Source organism: Streptomyces sp. NPDC053560 (assembly GCF_044544605.1).
GTDB lineage: Bacteria > Actinomycetota > Actinomycetes > Streptomycetales > Streptomycetaceae > Streptomyces.
Genome location: NZ_JBITXI010000002.1, coordinates 355,912 through 381,103, shown reverse-complemented (window position 1 = coordinate 381,103; position 25,192 = coordinate 355,912). Strand labels below are relative to the sequence as shown.

The window sequence follows — 25,192 nt, the reverse complement described above, 5'->3', positions numbered from 1 at the left end:
CCCTCCATCTGACGGTCACGGCGGCGGTGGCGGGGGAGGAGAGCGTCGCGCAGCTGCTGGACGCGCTCGCGGCGGCGGTGGCACGGGCACGGCAGCGCGGCCCGGCGGTGGTCGGCCCGGAGCTGCTGCCCGAGGTCATCGGCCGGCTGTACCGGATGGCGGAGCGAGCGGCGGACGCGCACGAAGACGCCTCGGGGCGGGAGCATGCGGCTCCCGCCCCGAGGCGTGTCGTTTCTGCTGTGGTGCCGAAGGCTCAGATGTCCTCGTGCTGGACCGCGCGGCGCGCGTCGGCGTCCAGGACGCCCCAGCTGATCAGCTGCTCGGTGAGCACCGAGGGGGACTGGTCGTAGATGACCGCCAGCGTGCGCAGGTCGTCCTGGCGGATCGAGAGCACCTTGCCGTTGTAGTCGCCGCGCTGGCTCTGGATCGTCGCGGCGTAGCGCTGCAGCGGTCCGGCCTTCTCCTGCGGGACGTGGGCGAGGCGCTCCAGGTCCAGCACCAGCTTCGGCGGCGGCTCGGCGGCACCGCCCGGCGTCGTGCCCGGAAGCAGCTCCTGGACCGGCACGCCGTAGAAGTCCGCCAGCTCGGCCAGGCGCTGCACGGTCACGGCACGGTCGCCGCGCTCGTACGAACCCACCACCACGGCCTTCCAGCGGCCCTGGGACTTCTCCTCGACACCGTGAAGGGAGAGGCCCTGCTGGGTGCGGATGGCGCGGAGCTTGGCCCCGAGCTGTTTAGCGTATTCGCTGGACATAAAGCTCCCCAGACAGCTGTCTCGATATGCGGCTCGGCCGCGCGGCTGGTAACTCACTGTGAGGTTACGCAGCGTAATTTGGCTTCGTCAAGCCGAATGAGGCATACCGCTGACCGTCGGGGGTGCTTACGGTCGATGTTCGGGTCCCTGGTACCGTGAATGCGGTAAATCCGACGTCCTTTAAGGTCCGTCCCGTGAGGCGGAGAAGGAGGTCCGTTTCGTATGGACGCAACACCTGCGACTCCGGCGCGCCCCGTTCTGGAAGGCCCGGACATCGCGCGCATGCTGACCCGCATCGCCCACGAGATCGTGGAGCGCGCCAAGGGCGCCGAGGATGTGGTCCTGCTCGGCATTCCCACCCGCGGCGTCTTCCTCGCCCGCCGGCTCGCCGTCAAGCTCGAAGAGATCACCGGCCGCGCGGTCCCCGTCGGCTCGCTCGACATCACGATGTACCGCGACGACCTGCGCCTGGGCCCTGCCCGCACGCTCGCGCGCACCGACATCCCCGGTGACGGCATCGAGGGCCGTGTGGTCCTCCTCGTCGACGACGTGCTCTTCTCGGGCCGCACGATCCGCGCGGCCCTGGACGCCCTGAACGACATCGGGCGGCCGCGCGCCGTGCAGCTCGCCGTCCTGGTCGACCGCGGCCACCGCGAGCTGCCGATCCGCGCCGACTACGTCGGCAAGAACCTCCCCACGTCGCTGCGCGAGACGGTCAAGGTCCAGCTCGCCGAGGAGGACGGCCGGGACGCCGTGCTGCTCGGCGTCAAGCAGGACAAGCAGGCTCCGACCGCACAGGCCGCCGAGCGCTAGGCCTCCCGTACGCCCCGGGTGTGCCCGGGCGTGCGTAGCCATGCCCGCTCGACGGACATTCCCGCCTACCTGCCTCACTCACGGAGAAACCGGATGAAGCGTCACCTCATCTCGGCCGCCGATCTCTCGCGCGACGACGCCGTCCTGATCCTCGACACCGCCGAGGAGATGGCCCGGGTCGCCGACCGGCCGATCAAGAAGCTGCCCACCCTGCGCGGGCGCACCGTCGTCAACCTCTTCTTCGAGGACTCCACCCGTACACGGATCTCCTTCGAGGCCGCCGCCAAGCGCCTCTCGGCGGACGTCATCAACTTCTCCGCCAAGGGCTCGTCCGTCTCCAAGGGCGAGTCGCTGAAGGACACCGCGCTGACCCTGGAGGCGATGGGCGCCGACGCCGTCGTCATACGGCACCACGACTCCGGCGCGCCGCACCGCCTGGCCACCTCCGGCTGGATCGGCGGCTCGGTGATCAACGCCGGCGACGGCACCCATGAGCACCCCACCCAGGCCCTCCTGGACGCCTTCACCATGCGCCGCCGGCTGGCCGGCGGCGAGGGCGACCTGGCCGGCCGCCGCATCACGATCGTCGGCGACATCCTGCACAGCCGCGTCGCCCGCTCCAACGTCCACCTGCTGACGACGCTGGGCGCCGAGGTCACGCTCGTCGCGCCGCCCACCCTCGTCCCGGTGGGCGTGGAGACCTGGCCCTGCGAGGTCTCGTACGACCTGGACGCGGTGGTCGCCAAGTCCGACGCGGTCATGATGCTGCGCGTCCAGCGCGAGCGGATGAACGCCGCGTTCTTCCCGACCGAGCGGGAGTACGCCCGCCGGTACGGCCTGGACGGCGACCGGATGGCCCGGATGCCCGAGCACGCCGTCGTGATGCACCCCGGCCCGATGAACCGCGGCATGGAGATCACCGCCGAGGTCGCCGACTCGCCGCGCTGCACCGCCGTGGAGCAGGTCACCAACGGCGTCAGCATCCGGATGGCGGTCATGTACCTCCTGCTGGGCGGCAACGAGCCGGCCCTTACCTCCAGCACCACCAGCAGCACTCGCACCGAGGAGAGCAAGTAACCATGGGCAAGATCCTTATCCGCGGCGCGAAGGTCCTCGGCGGCGACGCGCAGGACGTCCTGATCGACGGCGAGACCATCGCCGAGGTGGGCGCCGGGCTGAGCGCCGAGGGCGCCGAGATCGTCGAGGCGGACGGCAAGATCCTGCTGCCGGGTCTGGTCGACCTCCACACCCACCTGCGCGAGCCGGGCCGCGAGGACTCCGAGACGGTCCTGACCGGCACGAAGGCCGCCGCGGTCGGCGGGTACACCTCCGTGTACGCCATGGCCAACACCTTCCCGGTCGCCGACACCGCCGGCGTCGTCGAGCAGGTCTGGCGGCTGGGCAAGGAGTCCGGCTACTGCGACGTGCAGCCGGTCGGCGCCGTCACGGTCGGCCTGGAGGGCAAGAAGCTCGCCGAGCTGGGCGCCATGCACGACTCCGCCGCCAACGTCCGGGTCTTCTCCGACGACGGCAAGTGCGTCGACGACGCGGTGATCATGCGCCGCGCCCTGGAGTACGTGAAGGCCTTCGACGGCGTCGTGGCCCAGCACGCCCAGGAGCCCCGCCTCACCGAGGGCGCCCAGATGAACGAGGGCATCGTCTCCGCCGAGCTGGGGCTGGGCGGCTGGCCGGCCGTCGCCGAGGAGTCGATCATCGCCCGCGATGTGCTCCTCGCCGACCACGTCGGCTCCCGCGTGCACATCTGCCACCTCTCCACCGCCGGCTCCGTCGAGATCATCCGCTGGGCCAAGTCCCGCGGCATCGACGTGACCGCCGAGGTCACCCCGCACCACCTGCTCCTCACCGACGAGCTGGTGCGCACGTACAACCCGGTCTACAAGGTCAACCCGCCGCTGCGCACCGAGCGCGACGTCATGGCGCTGCGCGAGGCGCTGGCGGACGGCACGATCGACATCGTCGCCACCGACCACGCCCCGCACCCGCACGAGGACAAGGACTGCGAGTGGGGCGCGGCGGCCATGGGCATGGTCGGCCTGGAGACCGCGCTGTCCGTGGTCCAGCACACGATGGTCGACACCGGGCTGCTCACCTGGGCGCAGGTCGCCGACCGGATGTCCGTCCGCCCCGCGGTCATCGGCCGCCTGGAGGGCCACGGCCGTCCCGTCTCGGCAGGCGAGCCCGCCAACCTCACCCTGGTCGATTCCGCTTACCGTGGAGCCGTGGACCCCGCAGGGTTCGCCTCCCGCAGCCGTAACACCCCGTACGAGGGCCGCGAGCTGCCGGGCCGTGTCACCCACACGTTCCTGCGGGGCCGGGCAACGGTCGTGGACGGGAAGCTGGCGTGACACCTCATTCAACTCTGATCCTCCTGGCCGCCGCGCAGAAGTCGGCCGAGGTCACCAACTGGCCCGCGCGGATCGGCTGGGTCGTCGGCCTGCTGCTCTTCATCGCGCTGCTGTACTGGCTGATGCGCGAGGGCTGGAAGTGGCGCGGCACGCTCCAGGGCGACCTGCCCGAGCTGCCGCAGACCCCGGAGACGCCCGGCGAGCCGCGGCTCACGATGAGCGGCCGGTACCACGGCTCCACCACCGCCGGGCAGTGGCTCGACCGGATCGTGGCCCGCGGGCTCGGCACCCGCAGCCGCGCCGAGGTCACCCTCACGGAGCAGGGCGTGGACGTCGTCCGGCCCGGGGCGCAGGACTTCTTCATCCCCGCCGCCGACCTGCTCGGCGCCCGCCTGGACAAGGGCATCGCCGGCAAGGTCCTGCCCGAGGGCGGCCTGCTGGTCCTCACCTGGCGGCTGGGCGAGAAGGAGATCGACTCCGGTTTCCGCTCCGACCGGGCCGCCGAGCACTCCGCGTGGGTGACCGCCCTCGACGAGACCATCCAGCGCAAGGACGCGCTGGCCAGCACGACCACCGAAACGGAAGGCGCACGATGACGACCTCCACCCGGGGAGCCGCGAAGGTTCCCGCCGTACTCGTCCTGGAGGACGGCCGCAGCTTCCGCGGCCGCGCCTACGGGGCCGTGGGGGAGACTTTCGGCGAGGCGGTGTTCTCCACCGGCATGACCGGCTACCAGGAGACCCTGACCGACCCCTCTTACCACCGCCAGGTGGTCGTCATGACCGCCCCGCACATCGGCAACACGGGCGTCAACGACGAGGACCCCGAGTCCAAGAAGATCTGGGTCTCCGGGTACGTCGTCCGTGACCCCGCCCGTACCCCCTCGAACTGGCGCTCCGTCCGCACCCTGGACGACGAGCTGACCGCCCAGGGCATCGTCGGCATCAGCGGCGTCGACACCCGCGCGCTCACTCGCCACCTGCGCGAGCGCGGCGCGATGCGGGTCGGCATCTTCTCCGGCGACGCGCTGCCCGACGAGGGCACGCTGCTGGAGAAGGTCCGCCGGGCCCCCGAGATGAAGGGCGCGAACCTCTCCGCCGAGGTCGCCACCCAGGAGACGTACGTCGTCCCGGCGATCGGCACGAAGAAGTTCACCGTCGCCGCCATCGACCTGGGCATCAAGGGCATGACCCCGCACCGGATGGCCGAGCGCGGCATCGAGGTGCACGTCCTGCCCGCGACCGCCACCGCCGAGGACGTCTACGGGGTCAACCCGGACGGCGTGTTCTTCTCCAACGGCCCCGGTGACCCGGCCACCGCCGAGCACCCGGTCGCCCTGATGCAGGCCGTGCTGGAGCGGAAGACCCCGCTGTTCGGCATCTGCTTCGGCAACCAGATCCTGGGCCGCGCGCTCGGCTTCGGCACCTTCAAGCTGAAGTACGGCCACCGCGGCATCAACCAGCCGGTGCAGGACCGTTCCACCGGCAAGGTCGAGGTCACCGCGCACAACCACGGCTTCGCCGTGGACGCGCCGCTCGACAAGGTCTCCGACACCCCCTACGGCCGTGCCGAGGTCTCCCACGTCTGCCTGAACGACAACGTGGTGGAGGGCCTCCAGCTGCTCGACCAGCCGGCCTTCAGCGTCCAGTACCACCCCGAAGCGGCCGCCGGTCCCCACGACGCCGCGTACCTGTTCGACCGCTTCGTATCCCTGATGGAGGGCCAGCGTGCCTAAGCGCACCGATATCCAGTCCGTCCTGGTCATCGGCTCCGGCCCGATCGTCATCGGCCAGGCCGCCGAGTTCGACTACTCCGGTACCCAGGCCTGCCGCGTGCTCAAGGCCGAGGGCCTGCGCGTCATCCTGGTGAACTCCAACCCGGCGACGATCATGACCGACCCGGAGATCGCCGACGCCACCTACGTCGAGCCGATCACCCCCGAGTTCGTCGAGAAGATCATCGCCAAGGAGCGCCCCGACGCGCTGCTGCCGACCCTCGGCGGCCAGACCGCGCTGAACACCGCGATCTCGATGCACGACCAGGGCGTCCTCGACAAGTACGGAGTCGAACTGATCGGCGCCAACGTCGAGGCGATCAACAAGGGCGAGGACCGCGACCTCTTCAAGGAGGTCGTGGAGGAGGTCCGCAAGAAGATCGGCCACGGCGAGTCCGCGCGCTCCTACATCTGCCACTCCATGGACGACGTCATGAAGGGCGTCGAGGAGCTCGGCGGCTACCCCGTCGTCGTCCGCCCCTCCTTCACCATGGGCGGCGCCGGCTCCGGCTTCGCGCACAACGAGGAGGAGCTGCGCCGCATCGCCGGCCAGGGCCTCACGCTCTCCCCGACCACCGAGGTGCTCCTGGAGGAGTCCATCCTCGGCTGGAAGGAGTACGAGCTGGAGCTGATGCGCGACAAGAACGACAACGTCGTGGTCGTCTGCTCCATCGAGAACTTCGACCCGATGGGCGTGCACACCGGCGACTCGATCACCGTCGCCCCGGCGATGACGCTGACCGACCGCGAGTACCAGATCCTGCGGGACGTCGGCATCGCGATCATCCGTGAGGTCGGCGTCGACACCGGCGGCTGCAACATCCAGTTCGCGGTCAACCCCGAGGACGGCCGGGTCATCGTCATCGAGATGAACCCGCGCGTCTCCCGGTCCTCCGCGCTCGCCTCCAAGGCCACCGGCTTCCCGATCGCCAAGATCGCGGCCCGGCTCGCCGTCGGCTACACGCTGGACGAGATCCCGAACGACATCACCGAGAAGACCCCGGCGTCCTTCGAGCCCACGCTCGACTACGTCGTGGTCAAGGTGCCCCGCTTCGCCTTCGAGAAGTTCCCGGCCGCCGACGCCACCCTCACCACCACCATGAAGTCGGTGGGCGAGGCCATGGCCATCGGCCGTAACTTCACCGAGGCGCTCCAGAAGGCGCTGCGCTCGACGGAAAAGAAGGGCAGCTCCTTCGCCTTCACCGGCGAGCCCGGTGACAAGGCCGAGCTGCTGGCCACGGCGCAGACCCCGACGGACGGCCGGATCAACACCGTCATGCAGGCCATCCGCGCCGGGGCCACCCCGCAGGAGGTCTTCGACGCCACGAAGATCGACCCGTGGTTCGTCGACCAGCTCTTCCTGATCAAGGAGATCGCCGACGAGATCGCGGCCGCCGACAAGCTCGGCCCCGAGATCCTCGCCGAGGCCAAGCGGCACGGCTTCTCCGACGCCCAGATCGCCGGGATCCGGGAGCTGCGCGAGGACGTCGTCCGCGAGGTCCGGCACGCGCTCGGCGTCCGCCCGGTCTACAAGACGGTCGACACCTGCGCCGCCGAGTTCGCCGCGAAGACGCCGTACTTCTACTCCTCCTACGACGAGGAGACCGAGGTCGCGCCGCGCGAGAAGCCCGCCGTGATCATCCTGGGCTCCGGCCCGAACCGCATCGGCCAGGGCATCGAGTTCGACTACTCCTGCGTCCACGCCTCCTTCGCGCTCAGCGACGCGGGCTACGAGACCGTGATGGTCAACTGCAACCCGGAGACCGTCTCCACGGACTACGACACCTCCGACCGCCTGTACTTCGAGCCGCTGACGCTTGAAGACGTGCTGGAGATCGTGCACGCCGAGCAGGCGGCCGGCCCGGTCGCGGGCGTCGTCGTGCAGCTCGGCGGCCAGACCCCGCTGGGCCTCGCGCAGGCCCTGAAGGACAACGGCGTGCCGATCGTCGGCACCTCGCCCGAGGCCATCGACCTCGCCGAGGAGCGCGGCGCCTTCGGCCGCGTGCTCACCGAGGCCGGGCTGCCGGCCCCGAAGTACGGCACCGCTTTCTCGTACGACGACGCCAAGAAGATCGCCGCCGAGATCGGCTACCCGGTCATGGTGCGCCCGTCCTACGTGCTCGGCGGCCGCGGCATGGAGATCGTCTACGACGAGCCGTCGCTCGGCGAGTACCTGGAGCGGCACGCGGGCCTCATCGACCAGCACCCGGTGCTGATCGACCGCTTCCTCGACGACGCCATCGAGATCGACGTCGACGCGCTCTACGACGGCCAGGAGCTCTACCTCGGCGGCGTCATGGAGCACATCGAGGAGGCCGGCATCCACTCCGGCGACTCCGCCTGCGCGCTGCCCCCGATCACCCTCGGCGGCTTCGACATCAAGCGGCTGCGCGCCTCCACCGAGGCCATCGCCAAGGGCGTCGGCGTCCGCGGACTGATCAACATCCAGTTCGCCATGGCCGGGGACATCCTCTACGTCCTGGAGGCCAACCCGCGCGCCTCCCGTACGGTGCCCTTCACCTCGAAGGCCACCGCGGTACCGCTCGCCAAGGCCGCCGCGCGCATCTCGCTCGGCGCGACCGTCGCCGAGCTGCGCGCCGAGGGCATGCTCCCGAAGACCGGCGACGGCGGCACGCTCCCCATGGACGCGCCGATCTCCGTCAAGGAGGCCGTGATGCCCTGGTCGCGCTTCCGCGACATGCAGGGCCGCGGCGTGGACACCGTCCTCGGCCCGGAGATGCGCTCCACCGGCGAGGTCATGGGCATCGACTCGGTCTTCGGCACGGCGTACGCCAAGTCGCAGGCCGGCGCGTACGGCGCACTGCCCACGAAGGGCCGTGCGTTCGTCTCCGTCGCCAACCGCGACAAGCGCGCGATGATCTTCCCGGCCCGCGAGCTGGTCCAGCACGGCTTCGAGCTGCTGGCCACCTCCGGTACGGCCGAGGTGCTCAAGCGCAACGGCATCAACGCCACCGTCGTGCGCAAGCAGTCCGAGGGCGAGGGCCCGAACGGCGAGAAGACCATCGTCCAGCTCATCCACGACGGCCAGGTCGACCTGATCGTCAACACCCCGTACGGCACCGGTGGCCGCCTGGACGGCTACGACATCCGTACGGCCGCGGTGGCCCGCTCCGTGCCCTGCCTGACCACGGTCCAGGCCCTCGCGGCCGCCGTGCAGGGCATCGAGGCGGTGTCCCGCGGCGAGGTCGGCGTGCGCTCCCTCCAGGAGCACGCCGAGCACCTGACGGCAGCCCGCGACTAAGCAGCCGGCCGAACGAGGGGGACACCGCGACCGGTGTCCCCCTCTTCATGAGCTCAAGCGGCCCACCAGGCCCTTCCGAGGACATCACCATGTACAAGTTCTTCTTCCGGCTCGTCTTCAAGCGGATGGACCCCGAGCAGGCGCATCACCTGGCCTTCGGCTGGATCCGGCTGGCCGCGCGCATTCCGGTGCTGCGGACCTTCGTGGCCGCCGCCCTCGCGCCACGCCACAAGGAGCTGCGCGTCGAGGCCCTCGGGCGCCGCATGCACGGCCCCTTCGGGCTCGCCGCCGGCTTCGACAAGAACGCCGTCGCGATCGACGGCATGACGATGCTCGGCTTCGACCACGTCGAGATCGGCACCGTCACCGCGCAGCCGCAGCCCGGCAACCCCAAGAAGCGCCTCTTCCGCCTCGTGAAGGACCGCGCGCTGATCAACCGCATGGGGTTCAACAACGAGGGCTCCGCGGCCGTGGCGGCCCGCCTGGCGGCCCGTAAGGCCGTCTTCAGGACGACGCTGGGCGTCAACATCGGCAAGACCAAGGTCGTGCCGGAGTCCGAGGCGGTCGGCGACTACGTCACCTCCACCGAGCGGCTGGCCGGCCACGCCGACTACCTCGTGGTCAACGTCTCCTCGCCGAACACCCCCGGCCTGCGCAACCTCCAGGCCGTCGACCACCTGCGCCCGCTGCTCTCCGCGGTGCGCGAGGCCGCCGACCGCACCGTCACAGGGCGCCGCGTGCCCCTGCTGGTGAAGATCGCCCCCGACCTGGCCGACGAGGACGTCGACGCGGTCGCCGACCTCGCCGTGGAGCTGGGCCTGGACGGCATCATCGCCACCAACACCACCATCGCGCGCGACGGCCTGGGCCTGAAGTCCGACCCCGCGCTCGTCCAGGAGACCGGCGGGCTCTCCGGCCGCCCGGTGAAGGAGCGCTCCCTGGAGGTGCTACGCCGCCTGTACGCCCGCGTCGGTGACCGCATCACCCTCATCGGCGTGGGCGGCATCGAGAACGCCGAGGACGCCTGGCAGCGCATCCTGGCCGGTGCCACCCTCGTGCAGGGCTACAGCGCCTTCATCTACGAGGGCCCGTTCTGGTGCCGCGCCCTTCACAAGGGCCTGGCCGCACGCCTGCGCAACAGCCCGTACGCCACGCTCGCCGAGGCCGTCGGCGCCGAGCACAAGAAGGTGACCTCATGACTTCCCAGGAGACTCAGGGGCTTGCTGAGCCCTTCGGCGCCCGGCTGCGCCGCGCCATGGACGAGCGCGGGCCGCTCTGCGTCGGCATCGACCCGCACGCCTCGCTGCTCGCCGACTGGGGCCTGAACGACGACGTGGCGGGCCTGGCCCGGTTCACCCGTACCGTCGTCGAGGCGCTCGGCGAGACCGTCGCGGTCTTCAAGCCGCAGGCCGCGTTCTTCGAGCGCTTCGGGTCCCGCGGCCTGGCCGTCCTGGAGACGGCCGTCGCCGAGGCCCGGGAGCGGGGCGCGCTGGTCCTGATGGACGCCAAGCGCGGCGACATCGGCTCCACGATGGCCGCGTACGCCGAGACCTTCCTCGGCAAGGACAGCCCGCTCTTCTCCGACGCGCTCACCGTCAGCCCGTACCTGGGCTACGGCTCCCTGAAGCCCGCCGTGGAGCTGGCCCGGGAGAACGGCTGCGGCCTCTTCGTGCTGGCGCTCACCTCCAACCCCGAGGGCCAGGAGGTGCAGCACGCGGTACGGGCCGACGGCACGACCGTGGCGGCCACCGTGCTCGCCCACCTCAAGGCCGAGAACGCCGGCGCCGAGCCGCTGGGCTCCTTCGGCGCTGTCGTGGGCGCGACGCTGGGCGATCTGTCCGCGTACGACCTCGCCGTGAACGGACCGCTCCTGGCACCCGGCATCGGGGCCCAGGGGGCGACCCCCGCCGACCTGCCGAAGGTCTTCGGGGACGCCGTGCGCAATGTGGTGCCGAGCGTCAGCCGGGGTGTTCTCCGTCACGGTCCGGACGTCGCAGGTCTGCGCGATGCGGCTGCTCGGATCGCCGAGGATGTGGCCGCAGCGGTCGGTTAATGGCAGCGACCGGCACTTCAGTCGGTACTTTGGTCCCGAAATGTCCTGGTCGGCAGAGGCTGACCAGGACTTTTCGTCTGTTCTCGCTGACTCTGGCGCCCTCGCCCGCTAGTCTCCGACGAGAGCACCGCACGTAAGCGCGTTGTTCGTTGCTCCGCAGGTGCGGGGCGACTAGGTTCCACACCGGTCCGTATCCGACAGTTCTACATCCGAGGTGACGTAGGCGTGGCTCTTCCGCCCCTTACCCCTGAACAGCGCGCAGCTGCGCTCGAGAAGGCCGCCGCGGCTCGCCGGGAGCGCGCCGAGGTCAAGAATCGGCTCAAGCACTCCGGTGCCTCCCTCCATGAGGTCATCAAGCAGGGCCAGGAGAATGACGTCATCGGCAAGATGAAGGTCTCCGCACTGCTCGAGTCCCTGCCCGGCGTCGGCAAGGTCCGCGCCAAGCAGCTCATGGAGAAGCTGGGCATCTCCGAGAGCCGGCGTGTGCGCGGTCTCGGCTCCAACCAGATCGCGGCACTCGAGCGTGAGTTCGGCAGCAGCGCAGCGAGCTAGTGCCGGGGCACTGCCCGGAAGCTGGAATAATTGCTGCATGAGTTCTGCAGTCTCCCGGGGGGCGACCCCGGCAACCCCGGACAGACAACCGCGGCTGACCGTGCTCTCCGGCCCCTCCGGGGTCGGCAAGAGCACGGTCGTCGCCCATATGCGCAAGGTCCACCCCGAGGTGTGGCTCTCGGTCTCGGCGACCACGCGTAAGCCGCGTCCGGGAGAGCGCCACGGAGTCCAGTACTTCTTCGTCGAGGACGAGGAGTTCGACAAGCTGATCGCCAATGGCGAGCTGCTGGAGTGGGCCGAATTCGCGGGCAATCGCTACGGCACCCCCCGCCAGGCGGTCCTGGACCACCTGGCGGCGGGTGAGCCGGTACTGCTGGAGATCGACCTCCAGGGCGCCCGGCTGGTCCGCGAGTCCATGCCCGAGGCGCGGCTGGTCTTCCTGGCCCCGCCGAGCTGGGAGGAGCTGGTCCGCCGGCTCACCGGCCGCGGCACGGAGTCGCCCGAGGTGATCGAGCGCCGGCTGGCGGCCGCGCGTGTCGAGCTGGCGGCGGAGAAGGAGTTCGACGAGACGCTCGTCAACACCTCCGTCGAGGACGTCTCGCGTGAGCTGCTAGCCTTGATGCTGAATAACTCCGGAGAATGATCTTCGCGCTCTTTTCAGATGCCGCGGGTTCTCCGGAAATTCCCTGATCACACCTTCGGAAGGCAGAGAGTGTCCTCTTCCATCACCACGCCCGAGGGCATCATCAACCCGCCGATTGATGAGCTTCTCGAGGCCACCGACTCGAAGTACAGCCTCGTGATCTACGCCGCGAAGCGTGCGCGCCAGATCAACGCGTACTACTCGCAGCTCGGCGAGGGCCTGCTCGAGTACGTCGGCCCCCTGGTGGACACCCACGTCCACGAGAAGCCGCTCTCCATCGCGCTGCGCGAGATCAACGCGGGTCTGCTGACCTCCGAGGCCGTGGAGGGCCCGGCCCAGTAAGGGCCCGCTCCGGCGAAAAGTTTCATGGACCAAGGGTCCGGCAGCCGCGCTGCCGGGCCCTTGGTGTGTCATGGGTACGTACACCGCCGTGTACGGGAAAGTGTTCGGCGCATGGGCGCCCTGGCTCGGGGAGCAGCGAAGACGATGGACAAGCCCAAGGTCGTCCTGGGAGTCAGCGGCGGGATCGCCGCCTACAAGGCCTGCGAGCTGCTGCGGCGGCTGAGCGAGTCCGGGCACGACGTCCGCGTGGTGCCGACGGACTCCGCGCTGCACTTCGTGGGCGAGGCCACCTGGGCCGCGCTCTCCGGGAACCCGGTCTCCACCGAGGTCTGGGAGTCGGTCCACGAGGTGCCGCACGTCCGCATCGGGCAGGGCGCCGACCTGGTCGTGGTGGCTCCCTGCACGGCCGACATGCTGGCCAAGGCCGCGCACGGCCTCGCCGACGACCTCCTGACGAACACGCTGCTCACGGCCCGCTGCCCGGTGGTCTTCGCTCCCGCCATGCACACCGAGATGTGGGAGCACCCGGCCACGCAGGAGAACGTCGCGACGCTGCGCCGCCGCGGCGCGATCGTGATCGAGCCGGCCGTGGGCCGGCTGACCGGCGTCGACACCGGCAAGGGCCGCTTCCCCGACCCGGCCGAGATCTTCGAGGTCTGCCGCCGGGTGCTGGCCCGCGGCCCCGAGGCGGTCACCACGGATCTCGCCGGCCGGCACGTCGTGATCAGCGCGGGCGGCACCCGTGAGCCGCTGGACCCCGTCCGCTACCTGGGCAACCGTTCCTCGGGGAAGCAGGGCTACGCGCTCGCCCGTACGGCCGTGGCGCGCGGTGCCCGGGTCACGCTGGTCGCCGCGGAGACCGGCCTGCCGGACCCGGCGGGCGTGGACGTCGTCCGGATCGGGACGGCCGTGCAGCTGCGTGAGGCGGTCCTGAAGGCGGCGGCCGACGCGGACGCGGTGGTCATGGCGGCGGCCGTGGCCGACTTCCGCCCGGCCCGGTATGCGCCCGGCAAGATCAAGAAGCAGGACGACGTGGAGCAGCCGCCGCTCGACCTGGTCCGCAATCCGGACATTCTCGCGGAGATCTCCGCCGACCGGGCGCGTCCCGGACAGATCGTCGTCGGCTTCGCCGCCGAGACCGACGACGTCCTGGAGAACGGCCGCAGGAAACTCGCCCGCAAGGGCTGTGACCTGCTGGTCGTCAACGAGGTCGGGGAGCACAGGACCTTCGGTTCCGCCGAGAACGAGGCGGTCGTGCTGGCCGCCGACGGTACGGAGACCCCGGTGCCCCACGGACCCAAGGAAGCGCTGGCCGACACGGTCTGGGACCTGGTCGCCGAACGAATTTCCTGATCACTCGATGAGTCCATTCCGGCCCACGCGCCACGGCAAAACCCCTTGTCGTGGCATGCCGTTGGCCGGCGCCCGGCGGCCCGCTGGCAGGGTGTCCCTGGTCACGGCGCATCCACAGAACGAGACTGCGTGCCCGAACGGGACCTCCGACCGATAAACTGGCCGTGGATCGCGCCGAGCGCAGCTCTCGGCCGGTCCGTCAATGATCAGACAGCAGCCGCTGCAACCCCAGGGAGCGATGTGTCCCGCCGCCTCTTCACCTCGGAGTCCGTCACCGAGGGCCACCCCGACAAGATCGCTGACCAGATCAGCGACACCATCCTCGACGCGCTCCTCAAGGAGGACCCCTCCTCCCGGGTCGCCGTCGAGACGCTGATCACCACCGGCCTGGTGCACGTCGCCGGCGAGGTGACCACGAAGGCCTACGCCGACATCCCCACCCTCGTGCGGAACAAGATCCTGGAGATCGGTTACGACTCCTCCAAGAAGGGCTTCGACGGCGCTTCCTGCGGTGTCTCCGTATCGATCGGCGCGCAGTCCCCGGACATCGCCCAGGGTGTCGACACCGCCTACGAGAAGCGGGTCGAGGGCGACGAGGACGAGCTGGACAAGCAGGGCGCCGGCGACCAGGGCCTGATGTTCGGGTACGCCTGCGACGAGACCCCGGAGCTGATGCCGCTCCCGATCAACCTCGCGCACCGCCTGTCCAAGCGGCTGTCCGAGGTGCGGAAGAACGGCACCATTCCCTACCTCCGTCCTGACGGCAAGACCCAGGTCACCATCGAGTACGACGGTCACAAGGCGGTCCGCCTGGACACCGTGGTCGTCTCCTCGCAGCACGCCTCGGACATCGACCTGGACTCGCTGCTCGCTCCCGACATCCGCGAGTTCGTCGTCGAGCACGTGCTGAACGAGCTGATCGAGGACGGCATCAAGCTCGACACCGAGGGCTACCGCCTCCTGGTCAACCCGACCGGCCGCTTCGAGATCGGCGGCCCGATGGGTGACGCGGGCCTCACCGGCCGCAAGATCATCATCGACACCTACGGCGGCATGTCCCGGCACGGCGGCGGCGCCTTCTCCGGCAAGGACCCGTCCAAGGTCGACCGCTCCGCCGCGTACGCCATGCGGTACGTCGCGAAGAACGTCGTGGCCGCGGGCCTGGCCCAGCGCTGCGAGGTCCAGGTCGCCTACGCGATCGGCAAGGCCGAGCCGGTCGGTCTCTTCGTGGAGACCTTCGGCACCGCCACCGTCGACGTCGAGAAGATCGAGCAGGCCATCGGCGAGGTCTTCGACCTCCGCCCGGCCGCGATCATCCGTGACCTGAACCTGCTCCGCCCGATCTATGCCGAGACCGCCGCGTACGGTCACTTCGGCCGTGAGCTGGACGCCTTCACCTGGGAGCGCACGGACCGCGTCGACGCCCTGCGCAAGGCGGCGGGCCTGTAGGCACCGCCTCCGCTGCTTTCTGCCTCCGGGCCCGTACCGCACACCTGCGGTACGGGCCCGGAGGCGTTTCGGGCCGGCGCCGTTGCCCCGCGGGCGGCGGCCACTGTCGGTGGGGTCTGCTAAGACTGGGGGTGTGAGCAGCGAGAACGGGGCGGGGGCCGGGGAGCAGGGAGAGCAGCTGGCCCTGATCAGGGAGACCGTCCGGGAGGCCAAGAAGAAGGCGCCGAAGGCCCGGCCGCGGACCTGGCGCGGCGCCGAGCTGGCCAAGGAGCGGCCGGTGGCGCGGGTCCTGGTGGACAAGGGCCCGGTCCACCTCGACAAGCTCTGGGACTACGCCGTGCCCGCCGCCATGGACGAGGAGGCGCAGCCCGGCGTCCGGGTCCGCGTCCGGTTCGGCGCGGGCACGGGCAGGGTGCGCGAGGGCCGGCGGGAGGGCGGCGGCCTCCTCGACGGGTACCTCGTCGAGCGCATCGCCGAGTCCGACTACCAGGGCCCGCTGGCGGCCCTCGCCCAGGTCGTCTCGCCCGAGCCGGTGCTGACGCCGGAGCTGCTGGCGATGTGCCGCGCGGTGGCCGACCGGTACGCCGGTTCGCTCGCCGACGTACTGCAGCTCGCCATCCCGCCGCGGCACGCCAAGCCCGAGGCGAAGCGCTTCGAGGCGCCGCCGCCCCCGCCCCCGGTACCCGCGCTGGCCAGCTGGGAGCGCTACCCCGACGGGCCCGGGTTCATCGAGGCGCTGGCGGGCGGTGGGGCGCCCCGGGCCGTGTGGACGGCGCTCCCGGGGCCGCACTGGCCGTGGGAGCTGGCCGCAGCGGCGGCGGCGACGCTGGCCTCCGGGCGCGGCGCGCTGATCGTGCTGCCCGACGGGCGGTCGGCGGCCCGGGTGGACGCCGCGCTGACCGAGCTGGTGGGCCGGGGGATGCACACCCTCCTGGTGGCGGACTCCGGGCCGGAGGAGCGGTACCGCCGCTGGCTGGCGATACGCCGCGGTGCCGTGCGGGCCGTCGTGGGCACGCGCGCCGCGATGTACGCGCCGGTGGCGGATCTCGGGCTCGTCGCGCTCTGGGACGACGGGCACACCGCCCACAGCGACGACCACGCGCCGTACCCGCACGCCCGGGACGTGCTGCTGCTGCGCGCCGTGCACGAGAAGGCGGCGTGCCTCATCGGCGACCTGGGGCGCACGGTCGAGGCCGCGCAGCTCGTGGAGAACGGCTGGGCGCGGTCCCTGGAGGCCGGGCGCGAGCAGGTGCGTGCCGCGGCGCCGCTGGTCCGCACGATCGGTGACACGGAGACCGCCCGCGACGAGGCGGCGCGCGCCGCCCGGCTGCCCTCGCTCGCCTGGCAGACGGCGCGCGCGGGGCTCGACCGCGGCCCGGTGCTGGTCCAGGTCCCGCGGCGGGGATACGTCCCCCGGCTGGCCTGCGCGCGGTGCCGCGAGCCCGCGCGCTGCCGGCACTGCGCGGGGCCGCTGGAGGCGGCGGACCAGGACACCGCGCTGAGCTGCGGCTGGTGCGGGCTCGCTGCGCCGGACTGGCACTGCGCCGAGTGCGGGAACGCGCGGCTGCGGGCCCAGGTCGTGGGGGCGCGGCGGACAGCTGAGGAGCTGGGGCGGGCGTTCCCCGGGGTACCGGTGCGGACGTCCGGCCGGGACCACGTGCTGGACAGCGTGCCCGACCGGCCGGCGATCATCGTCTCCACGCCCGGCGCGGAGCCGGTCGCGGCCGGGGGCTACGCGGCCGCGCTGCTGCTGGACGGCTGGGCCCTGCTGAACCGGCCCGATCTGCGGGCCGGGGAGGAGGCGCTGCGGCGGTGGCTGGGCGCGGGGGCGCTGGTCCGCGGGGCGGAGGAGGGCGGGACCGTCGTGGTGACCGGGGAGCCCACGCTGCGGCCCGTGCAGGCACTGGTGCGGTGGGATCCGGTGGGGCACGCGGTACGGGAGCTCGCGGAGCGGGCGGAGCTCGGGTTTCCGCCGGTGTCGCGGATGGCCTCGGTCATGGGGCGGGCGGAGGATGTCGCCGACCTGGTGCGGGGGGCGGCGTTGCCGCCGTCGGCGGAGGTGCTGGGCCCGGTTCCGGTGGCGGACCCGCCCGCGGGGCGTCCGCGGCGGGTGGGGGATCCGCCGGTGGGCGAGACGTGGGAGCGGGTGCTGGTCCGGGTGCCGCCGGGGGAGGGGGCGGCGATGGTTTTCGCCTTGAAGACGGCCTGGGCGGGGCGGATGGTGCGGCGGGAGGGGGGCGCTGTGCGGGTGCGGGTCGATCCGCTTGATCTTGGGTGACGGTGGGGGTTCCGCGGTGCGGTGCCGGGTGCCCGTACGGTGCGGTTTCGTCGGGGTGACCCCGGTGACGTTTGTCCTCAAGCGCCGGACGGGCTGGGTCGTACTGGGTGCGGTGGCGGGCCTCCGCGGGTGGGGGTTCGGACTGCTTCGCTTTACGTCCGAACCCCCACCCGCTGCGGCCCACCCCCTCCCGTTGGGGGAGTGGATTGCGGTGCGTCGTGGCGTGGGTGGGCCGGTGCCGCCCGTGCGCTTCGGCGTGCGTACGGGAAGGCGTCCGTGGCCCGGTCAGCCGTTGCGGGGGCCCGGGAAGGCGTTGGGGCGGTCCTGGGTGGGGTGGGTCGGCATGGCACGGGCCGCGGGGACGGCCGTGGGCGGCATGGCGGGGGCCACGGAGACCGGGCGGGGGGTGGCTTCGGTGGCGCGGGGGGTGGTGTCCTGGGCGTCGGCCGGGGGCTGAGGCGCGGGGCGGCGGGCGCCGTAGCGGCGGTGGACCGCCTGCTTGGTGACGCCGAGTGCCGAGCCCACCGCGTCCCACGAGAAGCCGAGCGAGCGGTCGAAGTCGACCGCGGCCGTGACGAGCGTTTCGACGCTGTCCCGCAGCTCCTGGGCGAGGCGCACCGTGGGTGCCGGGGCGCGCCCGTACACGACGAAGCCCGTGGACGGGCCGGTGCGCCGCGGGCGGTAGACGTTGCCGAGCTGTGCGGTCAGCGTACGCAGTGCGTCCACCTGCCGGCGGACCCGCTCGATGTCCCGCACCAGTAGATGGAGACTGGCGCGTGCCTGGGCGTCGTGGGTTGCGTGGTCGGCCATGAACAAGCCTCTCGAACCGGCGTTGATGCGGAAAATGAATGCGTGGACCGGCTGGGCGGCCCGGTTGGTCAATGTCGTTTGACCAACGCGACAGCGCCGGGTGGGGTCACGGTATGGGGGCGTACGAGCTCTCAGCTGGGGCGCGCGGTAACCCGTACGCCCCCGTGTCTGACGACCCATAGACTGGTGTGTCCTTCCGCAGCGCTGAGAGGTAGTACGCCACCCATGAAGCTCGTCTTCGCCGGCACCCCCGAGGTCGCCCTTCCCGCCCTGGACGCCCTGATCGCGTCGGACCGGCACGAGGTGGCGGCCGTCGTGACCCGGCCGGACGCGCCGGCCGGCCGCGGCCGCAGGCTCGTCGCGAGTCCGGTCGCGCAGCGTGCCGAGGAGGCCGGTATCGAGGTGCTCAAGCCCGCCAAGCCGCGGGACGAGGACTTCCTGGCCCGGCTGCGCGAGATCGCGCCGGACTGCTGCCCGGTCGTCGCGTACGGCGCGCTGCTCCCGAAGGCCGCGCTGGAGATTCCGGTCCACGGGTGGGTGAACCTGCACTTCTCGCTGCTGCCCGCGTGGCGTGGCGCGGCGCCCGTGCAGCACGCGGTGCTGGCGGGCGACGAGGTGACCGGTGCGTCCACCTTCCAGATCGAGGAGGGGCTGGACTCGGGGCCCGTCTACGGGGTGCTGACCGAGGAGGTGCGGGCCACGGACACCAGTGGTGATCTGCTGACGCGGCTGGCGTTCGCCGGGTCCGGGCTGCTCGCCGCGACCATGGACGGCATCGAGGACGGCTCGCTGAAGGCGGTGCCGCAGCCGGCCGAGGGGGTCACGCTGGCGCCGAAGATCGAGGTCGAGGACGCGAAGATCGACTGGTCGGCGCCCGCGCTGCGGGTGGACCGGGTGGTCCGGGGCTGTGCCCCCGCGCCGGGCGCGTGGACGCTGTTCCGGGAGGAGCGGCTGAAGGTGATGGCGGTGACGCCGCTGCCCGACCGTACCGATCTGGAGCCCGGCGAGATCGCGGCGACGAAGAAGGCCGTGTTCGTGGGCACCGGCAGCCACGCGGTGCAGTTGCAGTGGGTGCAGCCGCAGGGCAAGAAGCCGATGGCCGCGGCGGACTGGGCCCGCGGCGTGCGGATCTCGGAGGGCGAGCGGGTCGGGGGCTGACGCCCCGATTGCGTTTGCTCAAGTTTGACTAGTGGGGATGGGCGGGTATTTGGTGGGCGAGTGGTAGTCAAATTTGATTAGGAGGGGTTGTGGGGGAGTTCGTCGTGCCTGAGGCGGGGGGTTATGTGCCTTCGGGGGAAGACCTGAAGGGGGTTGAGGAGTGGTTTGCGCGGTACGACGCGTTGAGTGCCGCGGTGGACGTCGAGGGGATGGCGGACATGGCCGTCTTTCCGCTCAATCTCGTCAGTGACGACTCGGACGGGAACGGCCAAGCGGGGCAGTGGAGTCGCGGGGAGTTCGTGCGGACCATGGCAGAAGTGATGGGGGGCGACGGAGATGTGACGTTCGAGTCGACGCGTACGCCGCATTTTCTGAGTGCGGGGATCGTCGTGGTGTTCACGGACGCGGTGTTCACCGTGGACGGGCGGTCGCAGTCGGTGCGGTACGCGGACGTGCTGGTCAGGCGGGACGGGGGGTGGGCGTTCCAGACCATGATCCAGGGCGGCTGGGGCGATCGGCTGCGACGGTAGGCTGGGTGGGATTCATCCTCGTCAGCAGCGGAGCACCTTACTCGTGAGCGACCAGCCTCGTCGTCGTCCCGGCAGCAAGCCCTATCGGAGGCCGAAGAAGGACCCCGTACGCATCCTCGCGTTCGAGGCCCTGCGCGCGGTCGACGAGCGGGACGCGTACGCGAACCTCGTACTGCCGCCGTTGCTGCGGAAGGCGCGCGAGGGGGGCGACTTCGACGCGCGCGACGCGGCGCTGGCCACCGAGCTGGTCTACGGGACGCTGCGCCGGCAGGGCACGTACGACGCGATCATCGCGGCGTGCGTGGACCGGCCGCTGCGCGAGGTCGACCCGCCGGTGCTGGACGTACTGAGCCTGGGCGCGCACCAGCTGCTCGGTACGCGCATCCCCACGCACGCCGCGGTCAGCGCGAGCGTGGAGCTGGCACGGGTGGTGCTGGGGGACGGGCGCGCGAAGTTCGTCAACGCGGTGCTGCGGAAGATCGCCGCGGAGGACCTGGACGGGTGGCTGGAGCGGGTCGCGCCTCCTTACGACGACGACCCGGAGGATCATCTGGGCGTGGTGCACTCGCATCCGCGGTGGGTCGTCTCCGCGCTGTGGGACTCGCTGGGCGGCGGCCGGGCCGGCATCGAGGATCTGCTGGAGGCGGACAACGAGCGGCCCGAGGTGACGCTGGTCGCGCGGCCCGGCCGGGCCACGGCCGAAGAGCTGCTCGACGCGGTCGGCGAGGAGAACGGGCTGCCGGGGCGATGGTCGCCGTACGCGGTCCGGCTCAGCGAAGGTGGCGAGCCGGGTGCGCTGGATGCCGTACGGGAGGGCCGTGCGGGGGTGCAGGACGAAGGCAGTCAGCTGGTCGCCGTCGCGCTCGCGAACGCTCCTGTGGACGGTGCCGACGCGCGGTGGCTGGATGCCTGTGCGGGGCCCGGGGGCAAGGCGGCGCTGTTGGGGGCGCTGGCGGCGGAGCGGGGGGCCGCGCTGCTGGCCGCGGAGAAGCAGCCGCACCGCGCCCGGCTGGTCGGGCGGGCGCTGGCGGGCAATCCGGGGCCGTACGAGGTGATCGCCGCGGACGGTACGCGTCCGGTGTGGCGGCCCGGCTCCTTCGACCGGGTGCTGGTGGACGTGCCGTGCACGGGGCTGGGGGCGCTGCGCCGCCGGCCCGAGGCGCGCTGGCGCCGCCGACCCGAGGACCTGGACGGCTTCGCGCCGCTCCAGCGCGAGCTGCTGCGGCAGGCGCTGAAGGCCGTACGGGTCGGCGGGGTCGTCGGGTACGCGACCTGTTCGCCGCATCTGGCGGAGACCCGCGCGGTGGTGGACGACGTGCTGAAGGAGCGCGGCGGGGTGGCCGCCGAGCCGGTGGACGCCCGGCCGCTGATGCCCGGTGTCCCCGCGCTCGGCGACGGGCCCGACGTCCAGCTCTGGCCGCATCTGCACGGCACGGACGCGATGTATCTGGCGCTGCTGCGCCGTACGGCCTGAGGGAGTTGGGGAACGCTCTGTTCCCGAAGTGGGGGATGCGGAAGGCCTGAGTGGGAAGGTCGCTTCGGAATTAGGGAACAGAGTGTTCCCGTTGAAGTCTTGACCAGGGGCGTGGGCGGTCATACGTTGTTGCCCTGCCGGCGCGCCCTGGCCGCCGCTCCCTCTCCCTTTGCCGCTGCGGAGTGCCACCATGAGCTCGCGTCGTACCCCGAAGACCGATGCCGGCACGCCCGGCGGGGCCGACCGCCCCGTGGCCCGCGGCGGCCGTCCCAAGGACCCCGAGCTGGACGGCAGGGTCCTGGACGCCGCGGCCGAGCTGCTCGTGGAGCTGGGGTATCTGGAGCTGACGATCGAGAAGGTCGCCACCCGGGCCGGCGTCACCCGTAAGACGGTCTACCACCGCTGGGCCAACAAGTCCGCGCTCGTCGGCGAGCTGCTGATCCGGAACGCCGCGGTCGACCACATCCCCGACCTCGGGGACACCCGCAGCGAGATGCGGATGCTCTTCGCGCAGATCGTCCAGGACGTGGGCGAGAGCCGGGGCAGGCTGCTGTCGTCCCTGTGGGCGACCATCGGCGACCCGGCCGTGCTGGAGCGCTTCCGTACCGAGGTGCTGGGGCCGCGGCGGCAGTACGCGCGGGCCGCTGTCCAGCGTGGCGTGGCCCGTGGTGATCTGCCCGCGGACATCGACGTGGACCTGCTGATCGACATGTGGTCGGGAACGGTGATGTTCCGTACCGAGGTACGGGCCGATGCGCTGCTCGCCTCCCAGGCCGACGCCATGGTCGATCTTGCGCTCTCCGGGTCCGTGCCGCGGCTGCCGCGGCCCGGCGCCGATTCCTGAATCCTCCCCCCTTTCGGTACGCCTCCGGGCGTCGCTCCGGCCTGCCCTGAAGCGCGTACCGCTGTTCCCCGAACCGAGGTCTCTGTCATGAACAGAACAGTCAGACCCGCACGCCCACTCGGCCCCCGCGCCATGCTCGCCTCGATGGCCCTCGTCGAGGTCGCGAGCGGTGCCACGCAGCAGTACCTGCCGCCGATCCTCCCGGGACTGGGCGCGCAGGCCGGCTTCGGCACCGCCCAGCAGAACTGGATCATCGTGGTGCAGATGGCGAGCTGCGCCGTGCTCACCCCGGTCCTCTCCCGGCTCGGCGACGGCTTCGGCCACCGGCGGCTCCTCCGCGCCTCGATCCCCATGGTCGTGCTCGGCTCGCTCGTCATGGCGCTGTGGCCCGCGCTGCCCTTCCTGACGCTCGGCGCGGCCCTCCAGGGTGGCGTCGTGGGATTCATGCCGCTGATGATCGGCATCCTCCGCCACCAGCAGGGCGAGGCGGCCTCCCGGCGCGGCATCGGCGTCCTGGTGGGCGCGCTGCTCCTGGCCGTCGGCTGCGCGGGCATCGTCGCCGGTGCGGTCGGCGCGCGCGACGCCCGGCTCGGCCTGTGGATCGGCGTCGGCGCGGGCGTCCTGGGGCTGGCCGCCGGGTGGCTGCTGCCGGACGGCGGGGCGACGGCGCCCGCGGCCCGGCGGTTCGACGTACCCGGCTGCGTGCTGCTCACCGTCGGCCTGGTCGGCGTGGTGCTCGCGCTGGCGCAGGGCGCCACCTGGGGCTGGGCGTCGGCCGCGACCGTCGGCTGCGGGCTGGTGGGCGTGGCCGCGCTGGCCGGCTGGTGGGTGCTGGAGCTGCGCGTGGCGCAGCCGCTCGTGGACGTACGGATGTTCCGCAATCCGCGGGTGGCCGTGCTCAGCGTGGTGACCTTCTGCGTCGCGGCGGTGACCATCGGGTCGATCGCCTTCAACGCCACCTTCCTCGCTGCCGCGCCGGACGCCGTGGGCTACGGCATCGGCCTGAACGCCACCGCCATCGGCTGGGCGCTGCTCCCGATGACGCTGGCCAGCGTGGCCGCCTCGGCGCTCAGCCCGGTACTGCTGCGGCGGCTGGGGGAGCGGGTCACCGTGGCGGCGGCCGGCGTCACCGCGGCCGTCGGCTTCGGGCTGCTCGTCCTCCGGCACACCGCGCTCGCCCACTACCTGGTCGCGTCGCTGTTCATCGGCGTCGCGCTGGGCCTCTTCGAGTCCGTCACCCGCACGCTGACCGTCGAGGCGGTCGCCCCCGAGGAGACCGCCACCGCGGCCGGCGTCAACGAACTGGTGCTGTCGCTCGGCGCGGCCGTCGGTTCCGCCGTGCTCGGCGCGGCGCTCGCGGCGCACACCGGCCCCGCGGGCCGGGTCGCCGTCGGCGGCTACACCACCGGCTGGGCGCTGTGCGCCGCCGCCGGGGTCGCCGCCGCGCTCGCCGTCCTCGGGCTGCGCCGCGCCCCGGCTCCCGCCCCGTACGCCACCTCACCCGAAGGAGCGCACTGATGAAGCTCACCACCCACCACCGCACCGCACGCGACGCCGCCGAGTCCTGGCGCGAGGAGCTGCTCGGCCTCAGCCACCAGCTGCACGCCGACCCCGAACTCTCCTACGAGGAGCACCGGTCGGCCGCGGCGCTGGCCGGGCTCGCCGAACGGGCGGGTTTCACCGTCGAACGCGGCGTCGCGGGGCTGCCCACCGCCTTCACCGGGGTGCGCGGCAGCGGCGATCTGGTGATCGGGGTGTGCGCCGAGTACGACGCGCTGCCGGGCATCGGGCACGCCTGCGGGCACAACGTCAACGGCACCGCGGCGCTCGGTGCGGCCCTCGCGCTCGGCGCCGTCGCCGACGACCTGGGCATCACCGTCAAGCTGCTCGGCACCCCGGCCGAGGAGGACGGCGGCGGCAAGGTCGACATGATCGAGCACGGGCTCTTCGACGAGGTGGCCGTCGCGATGATGGTGCACGCCAACGACGCCGACACCGTCGGCAACGGCTCGCTCGCCATCAGCTCCTGGAACCTCACGTACACCGGCCGCGCCGCACACGCCTCGGCGGCGCCCTGGGACGGCCGCAACGCGCTGGACGCGCTCACCGTCGCCCAGACCGCGCTCGGCCTGCTCCGCCAGCAGCTGCCCCCGGAGAGCGTCGTGCACGGCATCGTCACCGACGGCGGGCAGGCCGCCAACGTCATACCCGCCAGGACCGCCGCACGGTACGAGGCGCGGTCGCCCACGCTGGAGCGGCTGCGCGCGCTCCAGGAGCGGGTACGCGCCTGTTTCGAGGCGGGTGCGCTGGCCACCGGCACCGAACTGCGCGTGGAGCCGCACGGGCACGACTTCGCCGACCTGCGGCAGGACGCCACCGTCGCCGAGCTGTACGCGGGGGCCGCCGAGGCCCTGGGGCGTACCGTCGGCCGCGCGCCGCAGCGCACCGGCTCCACCGACATGGGCAACGTCTCGCACCTGCTGCCCACGATCCACCCGATGATCGGCTACGACACCGGCGGAGCCCGGCAGCACACGGAGGAGTTCGCCGCCGCCGGCACCTCGGCGGGCGCGGACCGCGCGGTGCTGGACGGTGCCGTGGCCATGGCCTGGACGGGTGTCGCGCTGGCCGCCGACGCCGGGCACCGGGAGCGGCTGCTGGCCGAGGTGGGCCGACGCGCGGCCGACCGGGAGCGAGTCGCGCGGGACGGCGGCGGTCCGCGTCCTTGACCCGCTTA

At 72.0% G+C, this 25,192-nt stretch carries 22 protein-coding genes; 20 read left to right on the top strand and 2 right to left on the bottom strand.

Annotated elements, in window-relative coordinates; translation table 11 throughout:
- Positions 1-253: 253 nt before the first annotated feature.
- Positions 254-754, bottom strand: a complete 501-nt coding sequence (bldD, locus tag ACIGQF_RS04950; protein WP_030610427.1) for a transcriptional regulator BldD — start codon at positions 752-754, stop codon at positions 254-256.
- Positions 755-976: 222 nt separating this feature from the next.
- Here bldD and pyrR point away from each other — a divergent pair, with 222 nt between their 5' ends.
- The 14 genes from pyrR to ACIGQF_RS04880 all read left to right on the top strand — a co-directional run bounded on the left by pyrR (position 977) and on the right by ACIGQF_RS04880 (position 17,639).
- A complete protein-coding gene (pyrR, locus tag ACIGQF_RS04945) occupies positions 977-1,567 on the top strand; it encodes a bifunctional pyr operon transcriptional regulator/uracil phosphoribosyltransferase PyrR (RefSeq protein ID WP_399705626.1) in 591 nt (196 codons plus the stop codon).
- 93 nt (positions 1,568-1,660) lie between these two features.
- A complete protein-coding gene (locus tag ACIGQF_RS04940) occupies positions 1,661-2,644 on the top strand; it encodes an aspartate carbamoyltransferase catalytic subunit (protein WP_399705623.1) in 984 nt (327 codons plus the stop codon).
- 2 nt (positions 2,645-2,646) lie between these two features.
- A complete protein-coding gene (locus ACIGQF_RS04935) occupies positions 2,647-3,933 on the top strand; it encodes a dihydroorotase (protein WP_361562224.1) in 1,287 nt (428 codons plus the stop codon).
- Positions 3,930-4,529, top strand: coding sequence for a hypothetical protein (locus ACIGQF_RS04930; RefSeq protein WP_399705620.1), 600 nt, complete (start codon positions 3,930-3,932; stop codon positions 4,527-4,529). The genes ACIGQF_RS04935 and ACIGQF_RS04930 overlap by 4 nt, the downstream gene beginning before the upstream one ends.
- Positions 4,526-5,668 (top strand): glutamine-hydrolyzing carbamoyl-phosphate synthase small subunit, encoded by a 1,143-nt coding sequence (carA, locus tag ACIGQF_RS04925; protein WP_399705618.1) that lies wholly within the window; start codon positions 4,526-4,528, stop codon positions 5,666-5,668. The genes ACIGQF_RS04930 and carA overlap by 4 nt, the downstream gene beginning before the upstream one ends.
- Positions 5,661-8,969 carry a carbamoyl-phosphate synthase large subunit gene (carB, locus tag ACIGQF_RS04920; protein ID WP_399705616.1) on the top strand — a complete coding sequence of 1,103 codons (3,309 nt, stop codon included), beginning with the start codon at positions 5,661-5,663 and terminating at the stop codon, positions 8,967-8,969. Before carA ends, carB begins: the two co-directional genes overlap by 8 nt.
- Positions 8,970-9,058: 89 nt before the next feature.
- On the top strand, positions 9,059-10,168 hold the full coding sequence (locus ACIGQF_RS04915; RefSeq protein WP_399705613.1) for a quinone-dependent dihydroorotate dehydrogenase: 1,110 nt from the start codon (positions 9,059-9,061) through the stop codon (positions 10,166-10,168).
- Positions 10,165-11,022: an orotidine-5'-phosphate decarboxylase gene (gene pyrF / locus ACIGQF_RS04910; protein WP_399705611.1), complete on the top strand. Its 858-nt coding sequence runs from the start codon at positions 10,165-10,167 to the stop codon at positions 11,020-11,022. Before ACIGQF_RS04915 ends, pyrF begins: the two co-directional genes overlap by 4 nt.
- Positions 11,023-11,247: 225 nt before the next feature.
- Positions 11,248-11,574: an integration host factor gene (locus tag ACIGQF_RS04905; RefSeq protein WP_052868108.1), complete on the top strand. Its 327-nt coding sequence runs from the start codon at positions 11,248-11,250 to the stop codon at positions 11,572-11,574.
- A gap of 37 nt (positions 11,575-11,611) precedes the next feature.
- Positions 11,612-12,217 carry a guanylate kinase gene (gmk, locus tag ACIGQF_RS04900; protein ID WP_361562230.1) on the top strand — a complete coding sequence of 202 codons (606 nt, stop codon included), beginning with the start codon at positions 11,612-11,614 and terminating at the stop codon, positions 12,215-12,217.
- Between the two features lie 69 nt (positions 12,218-12,286).
- Complete coding sequence (rpoZ, locus tag ACIGQF_RS04895) at positions 12,287-12,559, top strand: DNA-directed RNA polymerase subunit omega (protein ID WP_030610454.1); 273 nt, start codon at positions 12,287-12,289, stop codon at positions 12,557-12,559.
- A 144-nt stretch (positions 12,560-12,703) separates the two neighbouring features.
- Entirely contained in the window at positions 12,704-13,912 is a 1,209-nt protein-coding gene (coaBC, locus tag ACIGQF_RS04890) for a bifunctional phosphopantothenoylcysteine decarboxylase/phosphopantothenate--cysteine ligase CoaBC (protein WP_399705607.1), read from the top strand.
- A gap of 240 nt (positions 13,913-14,152) precedes the next feature.
- Positions 14,153-15,361 carry a methionine adenosyltransferase gene (metK, locus tag ACIGQF_RS04885; RefSeq protein ID WP_399705605.1) on the top strand — a complete coding sequence of 403 codons (1,209 nt, stop codon included), beginning with the start codon at positions 14,153-14,155 and terminating at the stop codon, positions 15,359-15,361.
- Between the two features lie 133 nt (positions 15,362-15,494).
- Entirely contained in the window at positions 15,495-17,639 is a 2,145-nt protein-coding gene (locus ACIGQF_RS04880) for a primosomal protein N' (RefSeq protein WP_399705602.1), read from the top strand.
- 285 nt (positions 17,640-17,924) lie between these two features.
- On the opposite strand, the gene ACIGQF_RS04875 is transcribed toward ACIGQF_RS04880, so the two are convergent.
- Positions 17,925-18,449 carry a hypothetical protein gene (locus tag ACIGQF_RS04875; protein ID WP_399705600.1) on the bottom strand — a complete coding sequence of 175 codons (525 nt, stop codon included), beginning with the start codon at positions 18,447-18,449 and terminating at the stop codon, positions 17,925-17,927.
- 225 nt (positions 18,450-18,674) lie between these two features.
- Here ACIGQF_RS04875 and fmt point away from each other — a divergent pair, with 225 nt between their 5' ends.
- The 6 genes from fmt to ACIGQF_RS04845 all read left to right on the top strand — a co-directional run bounded on the left by fmt (position 18,675) and on the right by ACIGQF_RS04845 (position 25,184).
- On the top strand, positions 18,675-19,607 hold the full coding sequence (gene fmt / locus ACIGQF_RS04870) for a methionyl-tRNA formyltransferase (protein ID WP_399705598.1): 933 nt from the start codon (positions 18,675-18,677) through the stop codon (positions 19,605-19,607).
- A gap of 89 nt (positions 19,608-19,696) precedes the next feature.
- Positions 19,697-20,137, top strand: coding sequence for a nuclear transport factor 2 family protein (locus tag ACIGQF_RS04865; protein ID WP_399705595.1), 441 nt, complete (start codon positions 19,697-19,699; stop codon positions 20,135-20,137).
- 43 nt (positions 20,138-20,180) lie between these two features.
- Positions 20,181-21,611, top strand: coding sequence for an RsmB/NOP family class I SAM-dependent RNA methyltransferase (locus ACIGQF_RS04860; RefSeq protein WP_399705592.1), 1,431 nt, complete (start codon positions 20,181-20,183; stop codon positions 21,609-21,611).
- Positions 21,612-21,801: 190 nt separating this feature from the next.
- Positions 21,802-22,455: a TetR/AcrR family transcriptional regulator gene (locus tag ACIGQF_RS04855; protein WP_399705589.1), complete on the top strand. Its 654-nt coding sequence runs from the start codon at positions 21,802-21,804 to the stop codon at positions 22,453-22,455.
- A gap of 87 nt (positions 22,456-22,542) precedes the next feature.
- Positions 22,543-23,973 (top strand): MFS transporter, encoded by a 1,431-nt coding sequence (locus tag ACIGQF_RS04850; RefSeq protein WP_399705587.1) that lies wholly within the window; start codon positions 22,543-22,545, stop codon positions 23,971-23,973.
- A complete protein-coding gene (locus tag ACIGQF_RS04845) occupies positions 23,973-25,184 on the top strand; it encodes a M20 family metallopeptidase (RefSeq protein WP_399705585.1) in 1,212 nt (403 codons plus the stop codon). The genes ACIGQF_RS04850 and ACIGQF_RS04845 overlap by 1 nt, the downstream gene beginning before the upstream one ends.
- Positions 25,185-25,192: the final 8 nt, after the last annotated feature.

What these genes read in the sequence shown, in the direction of transcription:
- carA (WP_399705618.1), top strand. Translation starts at nt 4,526, where the DNA reads ATGACGACCTCCACCCGGGGAGCCGCGAAGGTTCCCGCCGTACTCGTC.
- gmk (WP_361562230.1), top strand. Translation starts at nt 11,612, where the DNA reads ATGAGTTCTGCAGTCTCCCGGGGGGCGACCCCGGCAACCCCGGACAGA.
- bldD (WP_030610427.1), bottom strand. Translation starts at nt 754, where the DNA reads ATGTCCAGCGAATACGCTAAACAGCTCGGGGCCAAGCTCCGCGCCATC.
- ACIGQF_RS04850 (WP_399705587.1), top strand. Translation starts at nt 22,543, where the DNA reads ATGAACAGAACAGTCAGACCCGCACGCCCACTCGGCCCCCGCGCCATG.
- ACIGQF_RS04875 (WP_399705600.1), bottom strand. Translation starts at nt 18,449, where the DNA reads ATGGCCGACCACGCAACCCACGACGCCCAGGCACGCGCCAGTCTCCAT.
- ACIGQF_RS04915 (WP_399705613.1), top strand. Translation starts at nt 9,059, where the DNA reads ATGTACAAGTTCTTCTTCCGGCTCGTCTTCAAGCGGATGGACCCCGAG.
- ACIGQF_RS04940 (WP_399705623.1), top strand. Translation starts at nt 1,661, where the DNA reads ATGAAGCGTCACCTCATCTCGGCCGCCGATCTCTCGCGCGACGACGCC.
- ACIGQF_RS04935 (WP_361562224.1), top strand. Translation starts at nt 2,647, where the DNA reads ATGGGCAAGATCCTTATCCGCGGCGCGAAGGTCCTCGGCGGCGACGCG.
- pyrR (WP_399705626.1), top strand. Translation starts at nt 977, where the DNA reads ATGGACGCAACACCTGCGACTCCGGCGCGCCCCGTTCTGGAAGGCCCG.
- pyrF (WP_399705611.1), top strand. Translation starts at nt 10,165, where the DNA reads ATGACTTCCCAGGAGACTCAGGGGCTTGCTGAGCCCTTCGGCGCCCGG.
- ACIGQF_RS04845 (WP_399705585.1), top strand. Translation starts at nt 23,973, where the DNA reads ATGAAGCTCACCACCCACCACCGCACCGCACGCGACGCCGCCGAGTCC.
- coaBC (WP_399705607.1), top strand. Translation starts at nt 12,704, where the DNA reads ATGGACAAGCCCAAGGTCGTCCTGGGAGTCAGCGGCGGGATCGCCGCC.
- ACIGQF_RS04855 (WP_399705589.1), top strand. Translation starts at nt 21,802, where the DNA reads ATGAGCTCGCGTCGTACCCCGAAGACCGATGCCGGCACGCCCGGCGGG.
- fmt (WP_399705598.1), top strand. Translation starts at nt 18,675, where the DNA reads ATGAAGCTCGTCTTCGCCGGCACCCCCGAGGTCGCCCTTCCCGCCCTG.